25 protein-coding genes and 1 riboswitch are annotated in these 24,396 nt (G+C 37.6%); of the genes, 21 read left to right on the top strand and 4 right to left on the bottom strand.

Features of this window, described 5'->3' with window-relative positions; all coding sequences use genetic code 11:
• The first annotated feature begins 80 nt into the window (after positions 1–80).
• From KI375_RS19415 to KI375_RS19395, 5 genes are all read left to right on the top strand, one after another.
• Complete coding sequence (locus tag KI375_RS19415) at positions 81–794, top strand: response regulator transcription factor (protein ID WP_207452840.1); 714 nt, start codon at positions 81–83, stop codon at positions 792–794.
• Entirely contained in the window at positions 791–2,563 is a 1,773-nt protein-coding gene (locus tag KI375_RS19410) for an ATP-binding protein (protein WP_212975100.1), read from the top strand. The genes KI375_RS19415 and KI375_RS19410 overlap by 4 nt, the downstream gene beginning before the upstream one ends.
• A 173-nt stretch (positions 2,564–2,736) precedes the next feature.
• A complete protein-coding gene (gene sigX / locus KI375_RS19405; RefSeq protein WP_212975099.1) occupies positions 2,737–3,270 on the top strand; it encodes an RNA polymerase sigma factor SigX in 534 nt (177 codons plus the stop codon).
• A complete protein-coding gene (locus KI375_RS19400; protein ID WP_212975098.1) occupies positions 3,263–4,438 on the top strand; it encodes a hypothetical protein in 1,176 nt (391 codons plus the stop codon). Before sigX ends, KI375_RS19400 begins: the two co-directional genes overlap by 8 nt.
• A 58-nt stretch (positions 4,439–4,496) precedes the next feature.
• Positions 4,497–4,631, top strand: a riboswitch (FMN riboswitch).
• A gap of 247 nt (positions 4,632–4,878) precedes the next feature.
• The gene (locus tag KI375_RS19395) at positions 4,879–5,460 is read left to right on the top strand and encodes an ECF transporter S component (RefSeq protein ID WP_212975097.1); all 582 of its coding nucleotides are present in this window, start codon (positions 4,879–4,881) and stop codon (positions 5,458–5,460) included.
• Between the two features lie 66 nt (positions 5,461–5,526).
• On the opposite strand, the gene KI375_RS19390 is transcribed toward KI375_RS19395, so the two are convergent.
• On the bottom strand, positions 5,527–5,778 hold the full coding sequence (locus tag KI375_RS19390) for a ferredoxin (RefSeq protein ID WP_212975096.1): 252 nt from the start codon (positions 5,776–5,778) through the stop codon (positions 5,527–5,529).
• Positions 5,779–5,968: 190 nt separating this feature from the next.
• On the opposite strand from KI375_RS19390, the gene KI375_RS19385 reads away from it, so the two are divergent.
• The 5 genes from KI375_RS19385 (at position 5,969) to KI375_RS19365 (ending at position 10,598) form a co-directional block, all read left to right on the top strand.
• Positions 5,969–7,024 (top strand): YpbB family protein, encoded by a 1,056-nt coding sequence (locus KI375_RS19385; RefSeq protein ID WP_212975095.1) that lies wholly within the window; start codon positions 5,969–5,971, stop codon positions 7,022–7,024.
• On the top strand, positions 7,021–8,475 hold the full coding sequence (locus KI375_RS19380; protein WP_212975094.1) for a RecQ family ATP-dependent DNA helicase: 1,455 nt from the start codon (positions 7,021–7,023) through the stop codon (positions 8,473–8,475). Before KI375_RS19385 ends, KI375_RS19380 begins: the two co-directional genes overlap by 4 nt.
• 6 nt (positions 8,476–8,481) lie before the next feature.
• On the top strand, positions 8,482–9,081 hold the full coding sequence (locus KI375_RS19375) for a CPBP family intramembrane glutamic endopeptidase (protein WP_212975093.1): 600 nt from the start codon (positions 8,482–8,484) through the stop codon (positions 9,079–9,081).
• Complete coding sequence (locus tag KI375_RS19370) at positions 9,078–9,764, top strand: LysM peptidoglycan-binding domain-containing protein (RefSeq protein ID WP_212975092.1); 687 nt, start codon at positions 9,078–9,080, stop codon at positions 9,762–9,764. Before KI375_RS19375 ends, KI375_RS19370 begins: the two co-directional genes overlap by 4 nt.
• A gap of 378 nt (positions 9,765–10,142) precedes the next feature.
• Positions 10,143–10,598 carry a DUF2663 family protein gene (locus KI375_RS19365; RefSeq protein ID WP_212975091.1) on the top strand — a complete coding sequence of 152 codons (456 nt, stop codon included), beginning with the start codon at positions 10,143–10,145 and terminating at the stop codon, positions 10,596–10,598.
• A 178-nt stretch (positions 10,599–10,776) separates the two neighbouring features.
• Here the strand turns inward: KI375_RS19365 and KI375_RS19360 are convergent, their stop codons facing one another.
• A complete protein-coding gene (locus tag KI375_RS19360) occupies positions 10,777–11,166 on the bottom strand; it encodes a YuzC family spore coat inner layer protein (RefSeq protein ID WP_212975090.1) in 390 nt (129 codons plus the stop codon).
• A gap of 203 nt (positions 11,167–11,369) precedes the next feature.
• On the opposite strand from KI375_RS19360, the gene KI375_RS19355 reads away from it, so the two are divergent.
• From KI375_RS19355 to KI375_RS19345, 3 genes are all read left to right on the top strand, one after another.
• Positions 11,370–12,179 (top strand): metallophosphoesterase, encoded by an 810-nt coding sequence (locus tag KI375_RS19355; RefSeq protein WP_244852848.1) that lies wholly within the window; start codon positions 11,370–11,372, stop codon positions 12,177–12,179.
• Positions 12,180–12,638: 459 nt separating this feature from the next.
• Positions 12,639–13,211, top strand: a complete 573-nt coding sequence (locus KI375_RS19350; RefSeq protein ID WP_212975089.1) for an adaptor protein MecA — start codon at positions 12,639–12,641, stop codon at positions 13,209–13,211.
• 247 nt (positions 13,212–13,458) lie between these two features.
• Positions 13,459–14,418, top strand: a complete 960-nt coding sequence (locus tag KI375_RS19345) for a YpdA family putative bacillithiol disulfide reductase (protein WP_212975088.1) — start codon at positions 13,459–13,461, stop codon at positions 14,416–14,418.
• Between the two features lie 13 nt (positions 14,419–14,431).
• Here the strand turns inward: KI375_RS19345 and KI375_RS19340 are convergent, their stop codons facing one another.
• Both KI375_RS19340 and KI375_RS19335 read right to left on the bottom strand, forming a co-directional pair.
• Positions 14,432–15,229, bottom strand: coding sequence for a cytochrome c oxidase assembly protein (locus tag KI375_RS19340; RefSeq protein WP_212975087.1), 798 nt, complete (start codon positions 15,227–15,229; stop codon positions 14,432–14,434).
• Positions 15,230–15,310: 81 nt separating this feature from the next.
• Positions 15,311–16,288, bottom strand: coding sequence for an asparaginase (locus tag KI375_RS19335; RefSeq protein WP_212975086.1), 978 nt, complete (start codon positions 16,286–16,288; stop codon positions 15,311–15,313).
• Positions 16,289–16,427: 139 nt separating this feature from the next.
• Between KI375_RS19335 and prsW the strand changes: the two genes are divergently transcribed.
• The 8 genes from prsW (at position 16,428) to rpsA (ending at position 23,973) form a co-directional block, all read left to right on the top strand.
• Entirely contained in the window at positions 16,428–17,114 is a 687-nt protein-coding gene (gene prsW / locus KI375_RS19330; protein ID WP_212975085.1) for a glutamic-type intramembrane protease PrsW, read from the top strand.
• A gap of 707 nt (positions 17,115–17,821) precedes the next feature.
• Positions 17,822–18,622 carry a spore cortex-lytic enzyme gene (gene sleB / locus KI375_RS19325; RefSeq protein WP_244852864.1) on the top strand — a complete coding sequence of 267 codons (801 nt, stop codon included), beginning with the start codon at positions 17,822–17,824 and terminating at the stop codon, positions 18,620–18,622.
• Positions 18,623–18,640: 18 nt separating this feature from the next.
• On the top strand, positions 18,641–19,987 hold the full coding sequence (gene ypeB, locus KI375_RS19320; protein WP_212975083.1) for a germination protein YpeB: 1,347 nt from the start codon (positions 18,641–18,643) through the stop codon (positions 19,985–19,987).
• 386 nt (positions 19,988–20,373) lie between these two features.
• Complete coding sequence (locus KI375_RS19315) at positions 20,374–21,027, top strand: flagellar brake protein (protein ID WP_212975082.1); 654 nt, start codon at positions 20,374–20,376, stop codon at positions 21,025–21,027.
• A gap of 33 nt (positions 21,028–21,060) precedes the next feature.
• A complete protein-coding gene (locus tag KI375_RS19310; protein ID WP_212975081.1) occupies positions 21,061–21,264 on the top strand; it encodes a DUF5359 family protein in 204 nt (67 codons plus the stop codon).
• Positions 21,265–21,434: 170 nt separating this feature from the next.
• On the top strand, positions 21,435–22,109 hold the full coding sequence (gene cmk / locus KI375_RS19305) for a (d)CMP kinase (RefSeq protein ID WP_212975080.1): 675 nt from the start codon (positions 21,435–21,437) through the stop codon (positions 22,107–22,109).
• Complete coding sequence (locus KI375_RS19300) at positions 22,109–22,693, top strand: lysophospholipid acyltransferase family protein (protein ID WP_207452262.1); 585 nt, start codon at positions 22,109–22,111, stop codon at positions 22,691–22,693. Before cmk ends, KI375_RS19300 begins: the two co-directional genes overlap by 1 nt.
• 143 nt (positions 22,694–22,836) lie before the next feature.
• Positions 22,837–23,973 carry a 30S ribosomal protein S1 gene (gene rpsA, locus KI375_RS19295; RefSeq protein WP_212975079.1) on the top strand — a complete coding sequence of 379 codons (1,137 nt, stop codon included), beginning with the start codon at positions 22,837–22,839 and terminating at the stop codon, positions 23,971–23,973.
• The last annotated feature ends 423 nt before the right edge of the window (positions 23,974–24,396 follow it).

Genomic DNA, 24,396 nt, shown 5'->3' with positions numbered 1-24,396 from the left:
AGTGCTCACACCCTCAAAAGTGCGAGCCTTTTTCTTATCCGATGCTGCTAAACGGACTAATTATTCAGGGAGGGTACATAATGAATCAGCAAGTGAAAATTCTTGTAGTAGATGATGAAGATCGTATTCGCAGGTTGCTTAGGATGTATTTGGAAAGAGAAAATTATGTGATTGAAGAAGCAGGGGATGGAAATTCTGCTCTAGAATTAGCAGTGGAACATGATTATGATTGTATTTTGTTAGATTTAATGATGCCTGAAAAAGACGGGATTGAGGTATGCAATGAGATACGAGAGCAAAAAGATACACCTATTATTATGCTAACGGCCAAAGGAGAAGAAGCAAATAGAGTACAAGGGTTTGAAGTGGGAGCCGATGATTACATCGTTAAACCATTCAGTCCTCGCGAGGTAGTATTAAGAGTGAAGGCGCTCCTAAGAAGATCCTCACAAACAGGCTACAAAAGTTCAACGGCTACGGCAAGGGACATCATTGTGTACCCTTATTTATCGATTGACCATGATGCGCATCGTGTAACAGCAAATGGTGAAGAAGTGAATTTAACACCCAAAGAGTATGAGTTACTTCACTTCCTTGCAAAATCTCCTGATAAAGTTTTTGATCGAGAACAGTTATTGAAAGAAGTATGGCAATATGAATTTTTTGGTGACTTAAGAACAGTCGATACCCATGTAAAAAGACTTCGTGAAAAATTAAATCGAGTCTCCGAAAAAGCAGCAGCAATGATTGTTACTGTATGGGGTGTAGGCTATAAATTTGAGGCAAATGAATGAGACTTTGGAGAAGTGTAGTAGGGAAACTATGGATGACGATTCTTTTATTAGTTTCCTTTGTTTTAATCATTTTGACCATTTTACTTCTAGAGTTTTTTGAAAAATATCATGTCAGTCAGATTGAGCAGGAATTGGCCAATCAGGCGAATAAAGTTTCAAGTATTCTGGAGGCGCATGCAGGTGATGGACTAGGAGAAGAAATTGTTTTTGAAATAGTCGATAAACCTCTAGGAGTGATTATTGCCTACGATGAAGAAGATTTTCTGCTCTCACCAGATGCTCCAGAACAAGAGATAGATTCAGCAAAGGACTTATTAAGCGACCATGAGCTAATGAAAGTTTTTTCTGATGAAAAACGTATAGTCAAAGAATTTTCACAAACAGATTATCCGAATAAAGGAAGTCGATATGAGAATGTCATTGTGGCAGCAGTTCCCTTCCACATTAATGAACAAAATGGGGCTATTTTTATCTACCAATCTTTAGCTGTATTGAAGGATACGACACAGCAAACAACAAGGATTATTTACCTTGCAGCTGGTATTGCGATCGTCTTGACAACTTTTTTTGCCTTTTTCCTATCCACGAGAATTACTTCACCTTTAAGAAAAATGAAAGAGGCCGCTTTTCAAGTTTCTAAAGGGGAATTTGATACAAAAGTGCCTTTTTTAAGTCATGATGAAATTGGGGAATTAGCGATTGCTTTTAATCAAATGGCTAAAAGATTAAAAATAAATATGAATGTCTTAAGCCAAGAAAAAGAGCAATTGAAAAGCATTTTAAGTAGTATGGCAGACGGAGTTATGACGTTTAGTAAAAGTGGTGATATACTCATTACCAATCCTCCTGCTGATCGGTTTTTACAACAATGGTATAGTGAAGGGCAAAATAGCAAAAGCCCGATCCCAGGTGAGCTGGCTGATTTGCTTGCACAAGCGATATCAGTAGAAACAGAACAGACTGAGGAGTTAAAGATACAAGGTCGGTATTATGTTGTGATCGTTAGTCCCTTATACACACAGAATCAGCAAAGCGTTCGAGGGGCTGTCGCAGTTATACGCGATATGACAGAAGAAAGAAGACTTGATAAATTAAGAAGTGATTTTGTTTCTAACGTCTCGCATGAATTAAGAACACCAATCTCAATGCTTCAAGGATATAGTGAGGCGATCATTGACGATATTGTCGATTCAGATGAAGAAAAGAAAGAACTTGCTAGAATTATTTATGATGAATCTTTACGAATCGGTCGACTTGTGAATGAATTATTAGATCTCGCTAAAATGGAAGCAGGTCATATCTCCTTAAATTATGAAAATCTAGAAATTAGTACATTTATTCAACGAATTATGCATAAATTTGGTGGTATAGCCAAGGAAAAGCAGGTAATATTAGAGAGTCAGCTCCATGATAATCAGCTGTTTTCTATGGATCCAGATCGGATTGAGCAAGTCTTAACCAATTTGATTGATAATGCCATTCGTCATACTGCTGAGAATGGGCGTGTGACTATTACACAAACAAGAAATGATGCTGGTATAACGATTAAAGTATCCGACAACGGAACGGGTATTCCGGAAGAGGATTTACCATTTGTATTTGAAAGATTTTATAAGGCGGATAAAGCTCGAACGAGAGGAAAAGCCGGAACAGGATTAGGACTAGCGATTGTGAAAAATATTGTTGATGCTCATCATGGAGAAATAACGGTACAAAGTAAGGTTGATGTGGGAACGACATTTATCGTCTTTTTACCGAACGCGAAATAAAAAATGTTGAATGCTGCAATAAAATCTTGTTCCACAAGAAACGATTGTGGATAACGAAACGGATTGAATAACTTGAAAAGGTTGTTTAATCCGTTATTTTTATATAATCGAACAAAAGTTTTGTAACTTTTATAAATAGTGAACGACTAATACGTAACGGGGGAGGGAAGTAGATGGACTCCGTGTTCGATGAATTGTATGACAAATATCATCGCGATCTTTTTCAGTTTTTATTTTATATGGTGAAAAATCGGGAGGAAACTGAAGACTTAGTACAGGAAGTCTATATCCGAGTGATGAGTTCTTATAATCGATTTGAAGGGAAAAGTAGTGAAAAAACCTGGCTCTTTTCGATTGCCAAAAATGTCGCCATTGACCATTTTAGAAAACAAAAAAATTGGAAACAACGTCTATATGATAAATTTGATTGGGACCGTGGCGGAATCAAGGATACTGGACCTTTACCGGAGGATGTTACAATCCAAAATGAGGACATGGAACGTTTATTTAATTGTTTGGATATGTGCACAACGAATCATCGGCTCGTCATCATAATGCGATTTATGAATGATTTTTCTGTAGCAGAAACGGCTCAAACGCTTAGTTGGTCGGAAAGTAAGGTCAAAACCACCCAACATCGTGCATTAAAGGCACTCAGGGAAAAAATGGAATTACACGCAAGGAAGGGAGGTCCATTTCATGCCTGAAGAGATGAAACAGAAGAAAAAGATGATCCAAATGATTAAGCACCTTCCGGAAGTGACAGATCAACGTTCGAAAGAAGAAATTTATCGAAAAGTGCAGCAAAATATGGACCGGAAGTCTAAGAAAAGGAAGGGATTAATTTTCATTCCCACTTTCGCATTACTTGCCGCTGTATTGATCTTTCTGTTAGTTTCCCCTACTTTATTTGAGCAGAATGCAGGACAAAAAGAGTCGTCCACTTCTGATAGAAGGGTTACGAGTAATCAAGATAATACCGAGCAAAATGAAAAAAAATTATTCAAATCGAATGAAAAAAACTCAACAATGGAAGCTCAGGAAGAAACTAAAAAAGGCTCTCAATTCAGAACTGCTTTGTATAATGAGGATGTAGGAAACAAGCAAGTATTAACCTACGCAACCCTCACAAATGATGGAGGATTAGTTCCCGTTTCCGTTAGCATCCTTGTCTCTAAAGAAGAGGGAACCGATTGGTTTGAGCAATATAAACAGGAAGCAAAGCTTATCCAAAAACATGCACCAAATTTAATGGATATCGAACCGATTCTAAATTCCATGGTAATCGAAAATCAAACAACCGCCCATGTTATCATTGATGATCAATTCAAGGAAAACTTTGGTTATCAAAATGGATTAGGGGATATTATTCAAAATACATTCCAATATACAGATATTGAAGAGGTTCGATTTACCGATCAAGATGGGAATCCTGTTGAATTTGGCAACAATGGTATCGTGCAGGATCAACCCATTGAGAAACAACCACATCGAGCTCAATATCTGTATAACGCTGATAATGGGCAAGCTTATATTGTTTCGGATAGCAATACAACAGGGGACAATTTTAATGATACATTACATGTGATGAAAGACAGTCCTAATGATTCTCTCCAAACTCTTATTCCTAGCAATCTCGATTTTGAAATTGTTCAGGAAGAGGAACAACAGGTTACTATTCAATTTAATCAGCAACTCGATCTTTCGGCCGGAGATCAGCAAGAAAAAATGTGGATGTTAGAAGGGATTTTACTAGCTGCAAAAGAGTATGGTTTTCAAGTGGTTCAGTTTGAAAGCATCGAGCCAGAGCAATGGGAAGGATTTGATTTCGAACAGCCTATTCAGGTCCCTATTGCGCCCAATGTTTTAAAGTAAGCATTCCTCTTCCCAAATAAAAAGAATTGTTGTATAATGTATTTGAAAATAAAATACGATTCATCTTCGGGGCGTGGTGAAATTCCCGACCGGCGGTAATGAAACATTGGTTTCTGAGCCCGCGAGCTTCTTTGAAGCAGGATTTGGTGTGATTCCAAAGCCGACAGTATAGTCTGGATGGGAGAAGATGAAGGTTGCCTTGTATTTAAACAAAGGTGTCATATTCATGATGATCATATTTATGGTCATGATGTCTATTTACCTTGTTTAAGTCCTTTGTAAGCACCTGAATATTCTCCCTCAAAGTCATTTTCTTTGAGGGTTTTTATTTTGTGGTAGCTTAAAGTGGAGGTTCAAAATGAAGGAAATCGGATTTTTGAGCGTCTATTTATGGGTAAACCTTGCTTCATCGAGGGATGGATCTCTAAGGAGAGAGAATCTTGAAAAAATTAAGTGTCAGGTCGTTTGTTATCATTGGGATGTTTAGTAGTTTGGCATTTGTACTCATGCTGATCAAATTTCCAATCCCACCGTTTCCACCCTATCTAACCGTTGACTTCAGTGATATTCCCGCACTGATAGCCGCCTTAATACTTGGACCAGCGGCAGGGATCCTTGTGGAATTATTTAAAAATATATTAGACTATCTTATTTCCGGAAGTGCAACAGGCATTCCGATTGGGAATGTGTCTAATTTTATTGCAGGAGTGCTGTTCGTATTACCAACATATATGGTGTATAAACATTTAAAAGCCAAGTGGGGATTAATGGTCTCCCTCTGCATAGGTACTTTATTTATGGCTGTATTGATGACGGTTCTAAATTATTTTGTGTTTCTGCCAGCTTTCATGGGACTTGGCGGCTGGGAACCAATGAGTAATGAAGCTTTACGTGAACTCGTGGTCATCTCTGTTTTACCGTTTAATATTATTAAAGGCTTAATCGTTGCAGCTGTATTTCTTCTTGTCTATAAACGTTTAAATGGCTGGTTAAGCAAACAGATTTCATATAAAAATATCTAATCAAAACGGAGATGCCTTGTTTGGCATCTCCGTTTTGATTGGTGTTTAATATCGGATTATCTTGTGTTATTCCTCATATTTGAAAGGATCCCCATCAAAAGGCTCTTCCGCTATTTTAATTGATTCTGTTGGACACCCTTCGAATGCATCTAATAAGTCATCTTCTAATATATCAGGAACAGCCTCGGTTCCAGAATTATCATCAAGGATTACATAGGCAAGCCCCTCATCATCGTAATCATATATATCAGGTGCCGATAAGCCACATGCACCACAAGCAATGCATGTATCTTGATCTACAATCGTATATTTCGGCACAAAAATTCCCTCCATCCTTCAACTCAAAAAATAATCATGGTTCCTTTATTATTTTATAGCTAGTTCCTGATTTTTTCAATCTCTACAAAGTTTGCAATATTATTAGGATCTTCTTTGTCGAAACATAGTCGAAATTCCTTATTCATGGTAAAATATTGTAAGAACAAGGGGAAGGAGAGAGTCAATAAGGATGACATTTTTATCTGCACTCCTATTAAAATGTTTGCGGGAACTAAATGGAGAAAGAACCATTTACTCGATTTACCATTTACTGGTAGGGAAAAAGTCATCACAAACATTACAAGATGCTCATCTCTTTGATTTAGCGCCTTTTTTTAAAACTATACCAGATATGCGGCGGTCGGAATTCGACCATCATATACAAATTTTCATCGAGCAACAGTATATTGAGTATGACCCCAAAACTCTTATTGGTCATATAACCGATAAGGGAAGCGAAGCTTATTTAACGTACTTTGAAGCGGTAGCTATTCCTAATTATGTAAATGGATTAAAATTTCAGGATGCAGCCATTCAAATGTGGAAAAGACTCACCTTGTTTGTGCAAGTTTTATCCTATATGAATCATGCGGAGAATCGTTATTACCCAGTCACAAGAGATCATGATATTCAAACTTGGGTAAAGAGCTATTTGTTCCACCATAAAGAGCAAAAAGGAAGTCTAGCAGCTGATTTGCATGAAGAACTGTCAATATTATTAACAACGCCGTTTCCAGAAGATCCCGTTTCTGTGATTTGGCGATTAAGCGGCTATCAAATGATCGGGTATACCGATAAGCAGACAGCAGAATATTTGAATTTGGAGCAAACCGAATATCATTTCCGTTTTTTAAATGCTCTTCATTATTGGATAACGCAGATCGTAGCAAAGCCTAATCAATTTCGGATTATGCATTCCCTTGTAGATGATGTATATCAGAGTATTCCGCTAACGAACACAGCTGCAAAGACAGCGGAATTATTGGCAATGCATCACTCAGTAGAGAAAGTGGCATGTTTGCGAAATTTAAAAAAGAGTACCATCGAAGACCATATAATCGAAATAGCGATGAATGATCCTGCGTTTTCTATTGAACCTTTTATTGATTTCAAGTTGGCTAAAGAAATTGTTCGAGCAGCTCGACACTTGCAGGTAAAAAAACTTAAACCGATTAAAGAACAAATTGATGCGGCTACATATTTTCAAATCCGTCTTGCTCTTGCGAGGATAGGAGGAGAAGGATGACAAAGGCAGAAATTTTAAAAAAGGTTTTTGGATATGAATCGTTCAATAAAGGTCAAGAAGAAACAATTGATGCTATTTTACAAGGTCATGATGTATTAGCGATGCTTCCAACAGGGACAGGTAAATCATTATGTTACCAATTGCCAGCCTATCTATTGGGAGGTACTGTAGTCATTGTTTCTCCATTGATTTCCTTAATGCAGGATCAGGTTGAGCAACTGCATATCTTAGGGGAGCGTAGAGTTGTCGCGATAAATTCCTTTTTAAATCGAAGAATGAGAGGGAAAACATTACGACAATTAGATCACTATCGCTTTATTTATTTATCACCTGAGATGCTTGGAATGCAAAATATTGTCGATCGATTAAAACAGATTAAAATAAGTCTATTTGTGGTTGATGAAGCTCATTGTATTTCGCAATGGGGGTATGATTTCAGGCCGGATTATTTGAATATAGGAAAGATCCGGATGTCCATTGGAAATCCACCTTTACTTGCTTTAACGGCTACAGCTCAACCAGAAGTACGTGAAGATATTAAGCAGCTTCTCCAATTTCAATATCCAAAGGAATTTGTTTATTCGATTGATCGCCCTAATATTAGTATGGTCGTTGAAAAATATGAGCATTTTGAGGAAAAAAAGAAGCGCTTATTGGAGTTAGTTCGGAATTTTCAAAAGCCAGGAATTATTTATTTTTCCAGCAAGCGTCTTACAGAGGAATTTGTAGACTTTCTGCGGTTAAATGGAGTTGAAAATGCTGCAGCATACCATGGAGGAATAGATCAAGAACAACGAATTTTAATTCAACAGCAATTTTTATGTGGTCAATTAGATGTTATTTGTGCAACAAGTGCCTTTGGGATGGGAATTAATAAGAAAAATATTCGCTTTGTCATTCATTACCACATGCCAGGGCAGATGGAATCATATATTCAAGAAATAGGACGTGCTGGAAGAGATGGACAGGAAAGCATTGCTCTTCTTCTCTATGCAGCTGGCGATGAGACGTTACCGATGCGATTGATTGAACAGGAACTACCTGAAGATTGGCAGATTAACAATTATGATTCATTGACCAATGTAAACGATAGCGCAAAAATCATGACTGAATTAAACATAACGGAAACTCAACTTCGTTTTCTTGAATATTATTTTTCCGCTTTTTGTGATCATCATGATAGAGCGGGTAAAGTAATAGAAATAAAGAACGCTCGAAAACAGCTAAAATTGAGCAAGCTATGGGCGATGTCCAATTGGATTCATTCGGAGGAATGTCGGCGTAAGCAGGCCTTAACTTACTTTCAAGAAACAGACCAAGTATCCCCGGACATATGCTGCGATATATGCCAAGTGGATAGGACCTATTATTTTAGCAGTCAAAAGGAAAAGCATCGGAAAAATAACCAATCTTGGGAATGGAGATTGCAAAAAATCCTGTTAGAAAAGTGAGTGTAAATGAAAAAGACCAAGCAAGCCGAATTAATTAAAAATTTAACAGATAAAGAGATCATAGTAAGTGTTATTTTTACACAAGTGATCCTTTTAGTTGTCGCATCTATCTTAAGTCCTTTGTTTTTTAAGGATTGGCACTCATTTTCTAGATTATTTCAGGTGGATATCAAGTGGATATGTATCGGGATTACTAGTGGACTGATGGTTGTGAGTTTAGATTTATTTTTAATGAAACGACTACCTCAACATTATTATGATGATGGTGGTATCAATAAAAGAATCTTTTCAAAGCTTAATTTTCTACAAATAATATTGCTTGTTTTGATTATAGCCATTGCGGAAGAATGGCTGTTTCGAGGCATTATTCAAACGAAGTTCGGTTTAATCCCAACAAGTATTATTTTTGCTGTGATTCATATGAGGTATTGGGCACATTGGTACTTAATCATCAATATTTTGGTTTTAAGTATATGGATAGGTTTCGTTTTTGAATGGTCTGGGCAACTTTTATGGCCAGTCATCTTGATGCATTTTATCATTGATCTTTTGTTAGGAATCTCTATTCGTTTAAACACTAAGCGGAAAGTGGGGAATGAAGTATGAATGAACAAAAAAATGAGAAGTACAAAAATGAGCTTCCGTCTCGAGCAGAACTTCATGGCAAAAAAAATAAGAAAAAACCGGAAAGGAAAAAGGAGGCATCCAAAAAAAGGAAGCTTTCAATTCCCTCTATTTTAGTCATCATATTATTATTGATGCCAATTGCGGTTATGATTTATGCGAATAAAGATAAAATTTCTATCGCTAATACATCGAGTGGGCAGTCTAGAGAGGAATTCCTCTTTGAGGATTCAACAGATACGTCGATTCGTTCAGCGGTCAGTGATGAATCAACTGAAAAAAATAAAGAGCAAGAAGAGCAGAAAGAGCAGAGTGATAAGAAAGAAGAAGAAAAGGCACAGAAAGATAAGGAAACTGATAAAAAAGATCAGCAGAAGAATGAGGAAATAAAGGATAACAAGAAATCTGATCAGGAAGAGAAGAAGGAAGAGAAGGAGCCCGCGCCTCCAAAGAAAGAAGAAGAACAAGAGAAACAAGATTCGAATGAAAGTCAAACGCAAGACGAAGGAGGAGAAGTCTATCACACCGTTCAACCTGGAGAAACACTCTTTCGTATTGCTATGAATCATTACCAAAGTCAAGATGGGATTGAAAAGATTCGCCAAGCGAATGGACTCTCAGGAAATGAAATATCGGTGGGGCAAAAGTTAAAGATCCCTAAATGATAAAGTGAAACTTCAATCAGTGGGGGTTTCCTCCATCTCCACTGATTTCAGAGGATCAAAGGCTAAAATCGCGACATCCTGTCGCTTCGTCTGCACTAGTACACCCTATACGTCACTTCGCCTTTGTGACCAACATCTTGTTGGCCTGAACCAATCGGGCTTTTACGGGCAGCCTATGCTCCGCCGTATTCCCAAAAGTCTATTAGTGCCCGTTAATGCGGGATAAGAGACATAGAGCAACTTCCTCTCACATAAATTTAACAATATAGATACGTGTTTAAAAAGGTGGATAAAAAGGACCAAGTTTGCTAAAAGCAGTGTCGTTTTTACCGGACTTTTTAACATCTTCTATAATGGATGTGGGAGGGAGTCGTAAGAATGGAATCATTTCTACTTGAAGAAGGGGACAAGATGGATCCGACAACAAAAAGAATTTTACAAAATTTAATTGATCGAAAGCTAAAGCTTAATCGATTTAAACAATTACATTTTATTTTATTTTCGTCAGCGATCTTATTCAGTACTATTCTTTTTTATTCTGTTTACAATATGGCTGTTTTGCCGTACCGTTCCTCTGTTTTCGATCTTATTACTTTTGTTTTACAACAAAACCATTTTATATTTTTATTATTACTCGCCTTTGGTTTATTCGGAACTGTGAAGATTGTCTTCGAAAAAAGGGAGAAAAGTGAACAAGACTTTCATGCATTACGACGTGAAGTCATTGATAAGAGTGGAGATTTATGGAAAGGAGAGCAATGGGGAGAAAGACATAAAATATATGAGCAGATGAAGAAAAAGTACGATATTAATCTATACCATCAAAGCAAGTAATCCTTTCTTTACACTTGATTACTTGTTTTTATCGATTTTATGGAAAAGGTTGTAAAAATCGGATGTATAGAGGGTATGAGATTCACTGGCATATGGTGCTAAATTTAGAAATTATCTAGATTTTTACAAATTGAGCAACAGCAGACCAATAAACTCTATTGAATAAGATTTTACTTTTTCACCATTGGAGCGCAATGTGTAAAATGCAGCCGCCCTTTCCATTTTCTACATTACTGAATTCAAATATAATCCCATCAGGATTAAAGTGGCTTTTAACTGGGGAAGAAATGCCAGTAGATTGGATCAGTTTTTGAACTTTTTGTTTATTGGATTGTTGTGCGGCTTCCATTAGCTCATGAGCAAATGTAGAGGAGGAATTAATTTTATTCATTAGTAAGTTCGCTTGCGGCATAAGTGTCTGAAATTTTTGTGCAGATTGGTGCAGTTTCTCAGTCTCCACGGTCGGATATACATGTTGTTTTCTTACCATTGGTCTTTTATATAAAGATGCTTGATTCTCTACAAGGTAAGGAGAATATGGATAATACGTATATGGAATATAATACAAAATAAACCTCTCCCTCTGCTTTATTTATACAATGTATGTGCATTTCATTATTTAAGTTCATTGATCCGTAATAATGGGTAGTAATCTGTCTATTCTAAAACTAGAAGCACAGGCCAATAGTTTGGATTTTATGACTTGAAGGATACTATATGCCGCAGACACTACAAGTCGGGCGGGGATAAAAGAGGGAATGGAGGATTTTCTTGATCATTATATGGATCTGTATCATCTTACTCGCAGGGATTGGCCTAACTGTTTATATGATAAGGAATGCATTTGAAGACAATGTGCATACCGAGGTACTTTCATTTAAAAATCTTCCTCATTCAATAGAAGGAAAATCGCTTTTCTTTATCTCTGATATTCATCGCAGGAAAATCTCAGTTGAGTTACTCAAAAAACTCAAGCAAAAGCCGGATTGGATTGTCATCGGCGGCGATTTAGCTGAAAAGGGGGTTCCCTATGCAAGAATTGCTGATAATTTATCTATATTAAAAGAAATAGCCCCACTCTATTTTGTTTGGGGGAATAACGATTATGAAGTAAATGAAGAACAACTACGTGAACTGTTTGTCCGTTTTGATGTAAGGGAATTAAAAAATGAGGTTTTTGAATTACAAAATGAACAGCTTAGCTTTGTAGGTGTCGATGATGTAAGTACACAAGAATTACCACCAATTGAATCAATTCTAGAAAATGTAAAACCAGATTCGTTTCAAATTATGTTCAGCCATAATCCAGCCATTTTAGCTATGTTACCTGAAGATCATCAACTCTCACTCATTTTAAGCGGCCATACCCACGGTGGACAAATTCGCATCTTTGGGTTAGGTCCTTATCAAAAAGGCAGTATACGTGAAAGAAATGGGACGCTTCTTTTAGTTAGTAATGGATACGGAACTTCCTTATTACCTCTGCGACTTGGTGCTAAACCTGAAACACATTTATTAATCTTAAAAAAGAGGCCGCAGAACGTGAGTCAGAACGGCGTTGCGACGTATAGGATGTACTAGTGCAGACGAAGCGACAGGACGTCGCGGTTTGAGTCTGTCGCCAGGACGGCGCGCTTTTAGCCGTTCATCCTTATCATCCAAGTGTGGACGCAGCTGAACAGTCACCTTCCGCTTTCCATTGTCTAGCTCCAGCCGGTTGGGGCTCGAGGTCAAATAATCCGGAACCTTGGAAGAGAAAACCACTCTCCCTAGGTTCCAGAACATTTGCTTGTCGCCCCTTGACAACCGCCTTCCGCTTTCCATTGTCTAGCTCCAGCGCCTAGCGACTAGCAAATTTACAACTTCTTCCTACGATAAGTCAACATCGCTTCGTCCTTCGTCCTCACCGTGTTTCCTTTATCTCGTCAGAAGTCTTTAAATTTGTACATCGCTAAACAGGCGCTTGCGCTTTTCTTTCATGAACCATCTTTATGGTGTTACATACTATGGAGGAAAAGAGCAACTTCAGGGGGCGGTTTCGTGAAGCTGGAGCGCATAGCACTAAATCAAATTAAATACTCGATTTCCTTTGATGAACTATCCTTTAAGGGGATGACCGAAGAAGAAATGCTAGAAGAGTCATACGTTTGGGACGCTTTATTTGATAAAATGCTTGATGAGGCATGCCATATGTATGATTTGCAGGATTGTGAGGCAATGGCTGTTGAAATTTATTCAATGAATGCAAATGAATTAGTTCTAATATTAACGTTAGATGAAGAGGATATAATCGATTCTCCAATAGGAATCCATGAACCAAAGAATGCCTTGGAGAAAGAGTTTGTCATCTTCACTTTTGACACGATTGATGATTGTATTTTCTTAACTAAGAGAATGTCCGATCTAGAGCGAATCCAAAGCATTAGTTCTCTGTATATATTTAAGGATCAATATTATTTAGTCATGATGAAAGAGAATATGTATCAAGAGCGTTTACTCGCTTTAGGAGAAGAATATGGAGAAAGAAGTACTTATACATGGGCCTATTTGGAAGAATATGGAACAACTATCATTGATAAGACAGCGATGCAGACCCTTTATGCGAACTTTTAATCAAAATCTTTGCACTCATTTTTGAAATCTCCTATCATATATAGATGGGAGATTTCGTTATTTTACAGAACATAGATTTGTGTAGTACTTGGAGAAGATTAGATAATGGCGCGAACTTAGCCGATGTTCCGCTTAATAACCTGAGCCAAGAAAAGTCCGGTTTTGACTTTTATTGGCTCAGAACATTTGCTTGTCGCCGATAGGCGGGCGCCGTGCGCTTTTCTAATTAGAATAGGAGAATCATAAAATGCAAAAAGAAGAATGTATAATTATCGGTGGCGGTCCTTGTGGATTAGCTGCTGCTATCGCTTTAAAGAATATCGGGAAAGATCCACTTATAATTGAAAAGGGGAATATTGCAAATGCCCTATTTCATTATCCCACCCATCAAACCTTTTTTAGTTCCAGCGAAAAACTGGCTATAGGGGGGGTACCCTTTATCACAGTGGAACGTAAGCCAAAAAGAAATCAGGCTCTTACATACTATCGTGAAGTAGTGAAAGAAAAAGATTTAAGGATCAATCGCTATGAAACAGTGACAAATGTAAAAAAAGAACATGATAGCTTCACAGTTGAAACCTCGAAGGATCTATATGAAGCAAAATATATGATTATTGCGACCGGTTATTATGATCATCCAAACTATATGAATGTTCCTGGAGAGAATCTAGACAAGGTCCTTCATTATTTTAAAGAAGGACACCCTTACTTTGACACCGATGTAGTGGTGATTGGAGGAAAGAACTCAGCTGTTGATGCGGCGTTAGAGCTTCATAATGCTGGAGCAAGAGTAACCAACCTGTATCGAGGACATGATTATTCTGCTAGTGTAAAACCATGGATATTACCAGAATATCAAGCTTTGGTCAGAAATGAAGAAATTAAATTGGAATTTAACGCACATGTTTTAGAAATAACCCCCCATTCTGTTCGCTATCAAGTGGGAGATGAAGTGAAAGAAATTGAAAATGACTTCGTTTTTGCGATGATTGGTTATCATCCGGATCATCCTTTTATCAAAAAAATGGGAGTAGAAATCGATGAAATCACAGGCAGACCACAATTTAATCCGGAAACAATGGAAACAAATATTAAAAATTTATTTATTGCAGGGGTGATAGCAGCTGGAAATGAAGCCAATGAGATTTTTATTGAAAATGGCCGTTTACATGGCGATCTTATTGCAAATTGTATAAAAGAAGGCTGATGTAAATTGATTTTCACTTCATTTGTTTTCGTAATCTATGCTCATACTTCATAATGCCCATTAAACTTATTTTGTGAATAGCGAGCATGAGGATTCCGGCTATTAATGGATCGTATTTAGCGTTGATAGGCAACAAATCACTAATCACATCGGTAGTAGGTAGACAAAGGCTTGCCGTTAATTGACCTTGTAAAGGAAGATGACTGGTCTCATTCAAAATTCCAATTAAAATGAAAAATAAACATGCAGGCATGAGCAGAAGAGAGCTTTTTAAAACAAAGCTCTTTTTTTGTTCCATATGGCTAATGGTTGAATATACAAGCGGATACCACATATTGACCGATAGGTAGAATAGCAAATGCATATAAATTTTATGGATAAAAGGAAATTGGGTAAAGGTTTGTAAGATCATTTGGAAGTGATAGGTGAAGAATAGGATGGAAAATAAGTAAAGGGCTAATGTTGGTTGGATTCGTAAATGTTTGATCCAACCTATCATTTTAAATTGATTTAGATAAACATATACAGAAGGAGGGATCCCTAATAACAGAAGAGGCGGGATAATAAAATAATGGATACTCATGAAAAACATATGAGAGCTAAATAAGAGGTGACTCAAGATAGATAAGGGGCTTTCTATAATTAAATAAGTTAAACATAACCCCAATAAAAAAATCAGAGGTTGTGGAGAATAGAGTTTTAAATTGGTCGCCTGTTTGATCAGGAAGCCATACAGAATGGCAATACAGACTAGAATACTCAAGAAAGTAACACTCCACTCATCACTGACAAGCACATACATAGAAAACATGTGATCACCCCCATGTTTTCTATAAATATGCCTTCTTGCCAGCTATTATGAGTTGGATCATCACTATTGACTCTTCATGCTTCAAACTGGATCTTGGAAAATGCGGGTTAGTTTGTTAAGCTTAGCTGTTTTTGTTAAAGCAATGAGTAATTTAATCCTTGCTTTTTGTCCATTTAAACCATTACTAAAAATAACTCCCATATCTTTCAATTGCTTTCCCCCGCCTTGGTAATCATAAACGTCTTGAGCAACACCTTTAAAGCAGCGGGAAACGATCACAATAGGAATATTTGCCTTCATTAATTTTTCGATTCCAGGTAAGCAGTAAGGTGGAAGATTTCCTTGTCCCAATGCTTCTATCACAACTCCATCATATTTTTGCTCATAAATTGCCTCAAGCATATCTGCTTCCATTCCTGCGTAAGCTTTTAACAATGCGACTCTTTTGGAAATCTGATGAATATCATAGTGTTCGCCATAGAGTGGTTTATAATGAAACAGGACTTCTCGCTTCGTGACTAAACCTATGGGGCCATATTGTGGACTTTGAAAGGTTGAGACATTACTGGCATGCGTCTTTGTCACATTTTTTGCAGCATGAATTTCATCGTTAAGAACAACGAGAACACCTTTATCTTTTGCTTCATTACAACAGGCAACACGAACTGCAGAAATAAAATTATATAAACCATCAGAGCCAATTTCATTACTCGACCGCATTGCTCCAGTAATGACAATTGGAATGTCGATGTCAAGTGTGAGATCTAGGAAATACGCAGTCTCTTCCAAGGTATCTGTTCCGTGGGTAATCACAACTCCATCAAATGAGTGTTGCCTGTATTCTTCCTCAATTAAGGTTTTCAAGATTAGCATCTCTGTTGGCCTAATGTGAGGTGAGGGAAGGTGGAGTGGTTGTTTTGTGGTGAGATGCGCCACATCTTTAAATTCCTCTGTGAAGTCTGTGAGCGGATGATCCAGCGATGGAGCAACCGCACCTGACTGAGTGTCTTCATGCATGGAAATCGTCCCGCCAGTATGTAATACAAGTATGTTTTTCAATTATTCTCACCTTTTCATTGTTGCTTAGGAATTTATAAAATCCTAGCTTTTCTTGTTAGTATGATTCATTACCAAAATCATTCCCAATTCACCTTTTCCATGTTAACATAAAAGAAACAGACAGAAATGAGAGCTGGTTATGTTTGGCATATTATCTGCCGGGATTGCTCCTGGGTTAGCTTTAATAAGTTATTTTTATTTGCGTGACCAATATGGTCAAGAGCCTGTCGCAAATGTATTTAAAATGTTTTTGTTTGGCGCAATTTTAACATTTCCGATTATGTTTATGCAATACGTGATAGATGCTGAAAATATGATCGTAAATCTATATTTTAGATCATTCATTTCCGCAGCTTTTTTAGAAGAGTTTTTTAAATGGTTTATTCTATTCCTAACTGTATACCCGCATGCTGACTTTGATGAGCCTTATGACGGGATTGTGTACGGTGCTTCTCTCTCATTAGGATTTGCCACTGTCGAGAACATTCTATATTTACTAGGTAATGGAGTAGAGTTTGCAATGGGGCGAGCTTTATTGCCTGTATCTAGCCATGCTTTATTCGGTGTATTAATGGGCTATTATCTTGGTAAAGCGAAATTCAACATTGCGGGAAGTCCGGCTAAATGGATTTGCTTATCCTTTTTTATTCCATTTATTTTGCATGGATTTTATGATTCTATTCTAGTCGGGAAAAGCTGGATTTATTATATAATTCCTTTTATGTTATTTCTATGGTATTTTGGACTGAAGAAAGCCAAACATGCACATGTATTATCGAAACGTCATTTTCAAAATAAAAGCGAAGACGAAACAGCTGCATTCTAATTAAGAATGATGGCTGTTTTTTTTATTGCCAGAAATTTATCAAATCGTAGCTTGCGAATAACTTGCTTAGGTCATTGCTGCTGCTAGCAAACTTTCGACTTCTTCCTACGATAAGTCAAAGCTCTAAAAAGTTTGTACATTGCTAAACGAGCACTTGAGTTTTTTGTACTAAAACAAGAAAGCATAAAGTTTTTCTTAGATTGCTTCAAGGCTGGGCAGTTGTTGTCCAGCTTCAACCGCCATCGGCTCGAGGCCCGCAGGAGCGAGTCCATCGGTGTTGCGCCAGGACGGCGCAAGCTTAGCCGATGTTCTGCATAATAACCTGAGCCAAAGAAAGGCAAAGAACGCCTTTCTTTGGCTCAGAACATTTGCTTGTCGCCGATAGGCGGGCGCCTTGCGCTTTTCTTATTGTTAAGCGAAACTATAAAATTCTTGGCTTGTGGATAAGTTGTAATTTTGAGTTTTGTCATCCAGCTCCAGCGCCTAGCCCCTCGAGGTCAAATAACCCTGAACCTATGAAGGGAAAAAGCCCCTTCCTAGGTTCAGGAACATTTGCTTGTCGGGGCTGATCAAGGCGCTTGCGCTTTTGTCCTATAGATATTTTTCTTGACTTTTATGAATAAAAATGGGTTTTCCTAAGGACAATATGGATAGGAAAACAATTTTTGGAGGCTATAAAAGTGAGAGATAGCAAAGCGATCAAGCTACTGACTGTATTATTTGTGAGCATCATCGTCCTATCTATCCCAACAATACATGAAACACGCGCATTTACAAATCAAGTGATTCAAAAAGGGGCAGTTGGAGACGATGTCATCGAGTTACAAGCAAGACTACAGTATATTGGTTTTTATGAGGGAAAAATTGATGGTGTATTCGGCTGGGGAACATACTGGGCACTAAGAAATTTCCAAAGTGAATTTGGCTTACCAATTGATGGACTTGCTGGAGCAAATACAAAAGCAAAACTCGCGAACGCTTCAAAGTACGATCAACAGTATGTGAAGGACCAAATTAAAAAAGGCAATAAATTTACACATTATGGTGGAACAGATCTATCTCAACAATCTTCGCCTAATAAAGGACAATCTGGTAATCAAGGTGGTGGCGATTCTCAACCAAAGCCATCTGCTACAAACACCCCTGCAGGCTTTTCGCAAAACGATATTCGACTGATGGCTAATGCTGTGCATGGGGAAGCTCGTGGAGAACCATACGAAGGCCAGGTTGCCGTTGCAGCTGTTATCTTAAACAGAGTGAACAGCGCATCGTTTCCAAATACAGTATCCGGAGTTATCTTCGAACCTCGCGCATTTACCGCGGTGGCGGATGGTCAAATATGGTTGGAGCCAAATGATACCGCAAAACGTGCAGTCTTGGATGCGATTAATGGCTGGGACCCTACAAGCAGCGCACTGTATTACTTTAATCCGGATACCGCAACAAGTGAGTGGATTTGGACTCGTCCACAAATCAAACGAATTGGAAAACATATCTTTTGCATGTAATAAGGGAGGTGTTCAATTTTGATTAGGTCTATCTTAATTGGTGTTTTAGTAATAGGAATTGCTGGTACAGCCTATTGGGGGTATCAGGAGCACCAGGAAAAAAATGCCATTTTAATGAATTCGGAAAATAACTATCAACGTGCTTTTCACGACTTGTCCTATCAAATGGATGTATTACACGACAAAATTGGAACAACGCTTGCAATGAATTCTAAAAAATCCTTATCACCAGCGCTTGCTGATGTTTGGCGGATTACTTCTGAAGCAAGAACCCAGGTAGGACAATTGCCATTGACATTGTTACCGTTTAATAAGACAGAGGAATTTCTTGCGAATATCGGAAATTTTAGCTATCAAACAGCCGTACGTGATTTAGATAAGGAACCACTATCCAAGAAGGAATACACAACATTGCAAAAGCTGTATAGTCAAAGTGATGAAATTCGTTCAGAACTGCGGAATGTACAACACTCAGTGTTGGAGAACAATCTGCGGTGGATGGATGTTGAATTGGCTCTAGCTTCTGGAAAAGAAGCGGCCGATAATACAATCATAGATGGATTCAAAACAGTTGATAAAAAAGTTAAAGGATTTGATGAAGAAAATTTAGAAGATACGACGATGGTCACATTTCAAAAAAGAGAAGAGAATTTTAAGCATTTAAAAGGTAAATCAATTTCGAAAGAAGAAGCTGTTGCGCTTGCGAAAGACTATGCAGGATTAAAAGATATTTCAGATGTAAAGGTAGCTAAGAGCGGAAAAGGTTCAGAGTACCGTTTTTATAGTGTAAATCTAGATAGTGGTGGAGACCAAGTTAGTCTTGATATGACTGAAAAAGGCGGCTATCCGATTTGGTTAATTAATCATCGAGATATTGGAGACCAAAAAATAAGCTTAAATGAAGCAGCTTCAAAAGCAGAAGAGTATTTACAAGCACATCAATATAAAGATTTGCACTTAAATGAAAGTCTGCAATATGATACCCAAGGATTGTTTACATTCACGACCATTCAGGATGATGTAACAATTTACCCTGAATCAATTAAGGTCAAGGTTGCCCTTGATAATGGGCAGATTATTGGATTTGCTGCTTCGGATTATTTAAAAGGACAACATGAACGGGAAATCCCTGAACCGAAGTTAACTGAGCAAGAAGCAGAGGAATATATCAATGGAAACGTAGAAATTAGAGATCATCAGTTAGCGATTATCGCTAACGATCTAGGGAAAGATGTATTTTGTCATGAATTTGTAGGTACCATGAACAATGATACGTATCGTATTTTTATTAATGCGGAAACTGGAATGGAAGAAAAAGTCGATAAACTCCAAAACGCCGAGCCATTATACGAAGACGTTCTATAAGTCGAAGAGACTGGGACAAAACTAAAAAATTAAGCTCTAAAACCGAACAATGTATTACCTTAGCGGAGGAAATATACGTAGACTTCAGCGGGAGGAAAGGCATTGGTGAGATCTCGGAGTGCGAAAGGATCAAAGGCTAAGTATGCGCCGTCCTGATGCAACGCCTTCGTGACCTACATTCTGTAGGAAGCTCACAAGCCGCCCGTGGAAAGCGAAGTATATTTCCGGAGCAGGGATATACTAGTTCGGTTTTTTCTTTGGTGAAACACTTTTGTCCCGGCCTCTTTGCTATGCGGGCGCTTTTCTTGATCTAAATACTAGAAATTCGCAAAATTCTTTGCGATAATACTAAATGATTAGTAAAAAAGTAATGGGTGGGATGTTGGATGATCAAGGCGGGCATGGAACTGACATTAGAATTAGATAGGGAAAATAAACGGGAAAGCTTTAAAGCAAAAATAGCTGATTACGCTGAAAATAAAATTTATATAACCTATCCGGTGGGGAATGAATCAAATCAAGTTATTTTTTTACTAAAAGAGGAAGAGTTATTTGCAAACTTTATTGACAAGGATTCAGGGGATGCTTATTTATTCAGGACAAAGGTGCTAGGACAAATGAAAAATAAGATACCATTATTGATTTTATTTTTCCCGAGTGAGGATCGATTGATGAAGATCCAACGCCGAGAATTTGTTCGTGTAAAAACAGCTCTAGATGCCTCACTGAAAATTTCAGGAACATACTTTCCAACCGTAACGAAAGATATAAGTGCCGGAGGTTGTTCAATTATTAATCGTCATACCCAAATTAAAAAGGGTGAATTAGGTGAAGTTTTGCTTGTATTGCCATTTTCTTCAAAAGATTATCTTTACCTTACTCTTCCTTGTAGAGTTGTAAGAAATTTTGAGAAAAGCAAGATGCACCTTATTTCCTTACAATTCTTAAATTTATCTAGTCAAGAGCAACAGCAGCTCACTCGCTTTACGTTTGAAAAACAATTAGAGTATCGAAAAAGAGGGTTGGGTGAAATAAATTAATGCAAACTTGGCGATAATAAATGGAAAAACGGAATGGTGAATATGAAGAGATTGGAACGAATTTTCTTAAAATTAGTTTTAGTCCACCTGTTTATTCTAATTGGTGTTCAAATGTTGTTTCAACATGTAACTTGGTTTGATTATGTAAACAAGTTAATTCAATATGAAGGGGTCTCTGGTATGGAAGAGCAAGAGAAACTGGATGTATTTCATCAAAAGATCGAATCACACGAATAAAAAATGAAAAGGGATTCAACTTTCTTCGAGCTCCATGTTGCAAAGGGAAGGTCACCTGCTGATTTATTTAAATTAAATTCTAAATATATTTAGAAGGAATTTAGCGTGTTATATGATAATATAGAAATAAATTAAAATCATATTTATATGAAGCAAGCAGGTGAAGGAATTTGAAGAAAATCAGTATTGCGATTGATGGACCAGCAGGTGCTGGGAAAAGTACTGTAGCTAAAATTGTGGCAGAGAAAATGACTTATATATATGTTGATACAGGCGCTATGTACAGGGCTCTAACATACATGGTTTTGGAAGAAAATGTTAATGTGCAAAATGATCAAGAATTGGCTGATCTATTATCTCATACGGTTATAGAACTAACTCCATCTGAAAAAGGACAACTTGTCATTGTCAACGGAAAAGATGTGACAAACGTCATCCGTGAAGATAAAGTTACAAATACTGTATCGACCGTAGCTGCTCATCGGCTTGTAAGGGAAAAAATGGTTAAACAACAAAAGGCATTAGGACAAGCTGGCGGCGTTGTAATGGATGGACGTGATATTGGGACTGAAGTGTTGCCAAATGCGGAATTAAAAGTATTTTTGGTAGCGAGTGTTGAAGTAAGAGCAGAGAGAAGACATCTTGAAAATATTGACAAGGGCTATACTTCAGATTTAGAGAAGCTAAAAAAAGAAATCAGTTTACGAGATCAACAAGATTCAGAACGAGAAGTTTCTCCGTTAAGAAAAGCAGACGACGCAATTGAAATAGACACATCTTTTCTTTCGATTGTTGAAGTGGCTGACCGGATTTATCAGTTGGCCAATGAAAGGATGGGGGAATAGTGAGTTTTTACGATTTCGCAAGAGGTGTCGTCAAATGTATTATCAAGCCTCTTTATCGTGTTGAAGTAATTGGTCTTGAGCATTTTCCAAAAGAAGGTGGGGTTTTACTATGTTCTAATCATATTAGTAATCTTGATCCCCCGTCAGTCGGAATGTCAGCACCCAGACCAGTGCATTTTATGGCAAAAGCAGAGTTGTTTCAAAAATCAGCCACAAAGAAATTAATGAATGCAATCAATGCTTTTCCAGTTAAACGGGGCATGAGTGATCGAGAAGCTTTAAGAAACGGATTAAAGTTATTAAAGGAAGATAGGGTCGTAGGGCTATTTCCAGAAGGAAAGAGAAGCTCAACGGGGGAACTTGGCAAGGGACTCGCTGGCGCAGGTTTTTTCGCTCTACGTTCGAATGCGCAGATACTTCCTTGTGCAGTGATTGGACCCTATAAGCCATTTAAAAAACAAAAGATTGTTTTTGGAAAACCAATAGATTTTACGGAGATTCGTAAAAAGAAAACATCAGCCGATATTGCAACAGAGGTAATCATGGCAGAAATTCAAAAACTTTTAGATGAACATACTGGATAATTGAATATTGACACAATAGTTACAATTACTTGACAAACGTATTCATTTGTAAGAAGTTAATAAGAGGACGATTTAAAATTAACTTAAAGGCAAAGGAATTTTTATTAATTCTTATATTTTTAAAGCCGATAGGAGGAGTACATATGCCCGAGGATATGAATGATATTGAAGTGAGAAATTTCTCTGAGGGAGATCTAGTGAAAGGAACTGTCACTAAAATCGAGGAAAAACAAGTTCTTGTCAATATTGATGGAAGTAAACTTGATGGTATCATCCCGATTAGTGAACTATCCAGCCTCCATGTTGAAAAAGCATCGGATGTTGTTAACGAGGGAGACGTTCTTGACCTAATTGTGACAAAAGTGGAAGAAGAACTATTGGTTCTCTCGAAGCGCAAAGTAGATGCAGAAAAGGCTTGGGAGAAGTTGGAAGAACGCTATCAAAATGGCGAAATCTTTGATGCTGAAGTGAATGAAATTGTCAAAGGTGGTCTTGTTGTGGATCTAGGGGTAAGAGCCTTTGTGCCCGCTTCTATGGTAGAAGACCATTATGTTGAGGATTTTGCAGAATATCAAGGAAAAACGCTTTCTTTTAAAATTGTAGAATTGGATAAGGAAAAAAACAGACTTATTCTTTCACATCGTGCTGTAGTTGAAGAAGAGAAGAAGCAAGAAAGAATGAATGTATTAGATCAATTATCAGCAGACCAGGTGCTTGAAGGAACTGTACAGAGATTAACAGATTTTGGTGCATTCGTTGATATTGGTGGAGTAGATGGCTTGGTGCACATTTCTCAACTTTCCCACCAACACATTGACAAACCTTCTGAAGTGGTTCATGAAGGAGAAAAAGTCAAGGTTAAGGTTTTATCAGTAGATCGAGATAATGAACGCATCTCTTTGTCTATTAAAGAAACCTTACCTGGACCTTGGGAAAATATTGCTGAAAAAGCACCTGTAGGTTCCGTTCTTGAAGGAACTGTAAAACGACTCGTATCTTTTGGAGCTTTTGTTGAAGTACTTCCTGGAGTAGAAGGGTTAGTCCATATTTCTCAAATCTCTCATAAGCATATTGGAACACCTCAAGAAGTATTAGAAGAGGGCCAAGCTGTTCATGTGAAAGTATTGGATGTTAATGAAGGCGATCAACGTCTTTCATTAAGTATAAAAGAACTAGAAGAACAGGAAGACAACAATCAAGATTATGAGCTTCCAGAAGAAACTTCCGGTTTTCAGTTAAGTGACATGATCGGTGATAAATTAAAAGACTTTAATAAATAAATGCCACCCTCCCGAATAGACCGTCGGGAGGTTTTTTTTCGTTTAGCGACAGGACGTCGCGTTTGAGTCTGCTGCCAGGATGGCACGTTTTAAGCCGTTCATCCTTATTAAAAAAATTTGTACGTCGCTAAACGGGCGCTTGCGCTTTTGTTCTGGTTTAGCGTACTATGTCAAATCCTTTTTTTCCCATTTTTAAGTATAGGAAATACACCTACCACCGTGAATTTCCAAAAAATGGTTTAGTAAGTAGCAACTAACAGTGAACTCTATGTTCATTCACCACGCTTTCTCGGATTTGAAGTGGAAATGCCTCGTTTTCAATTCTGCAGAAAGTGCATCCTGGCATAGTACAAATTTAATTTAACGTACTGCTCGCATTTGCAGGACGAGGTGGATAATGCTAAACACCGAGGTCAATAAGCC

The sequence above is a fragment of the Bacillus sp. J14TS2 genome (genome assembly GCF_018333015.1).
Classification (GTDB): Bacteria; Bacillota; Bacilli; order Bacillales; family Bacillaceae_C; genus Lederbergia.
Note: the sequence above shows the minus strand (reverse complement) of the source record. Positions and strands in the feature narration are given on the sequence as shown.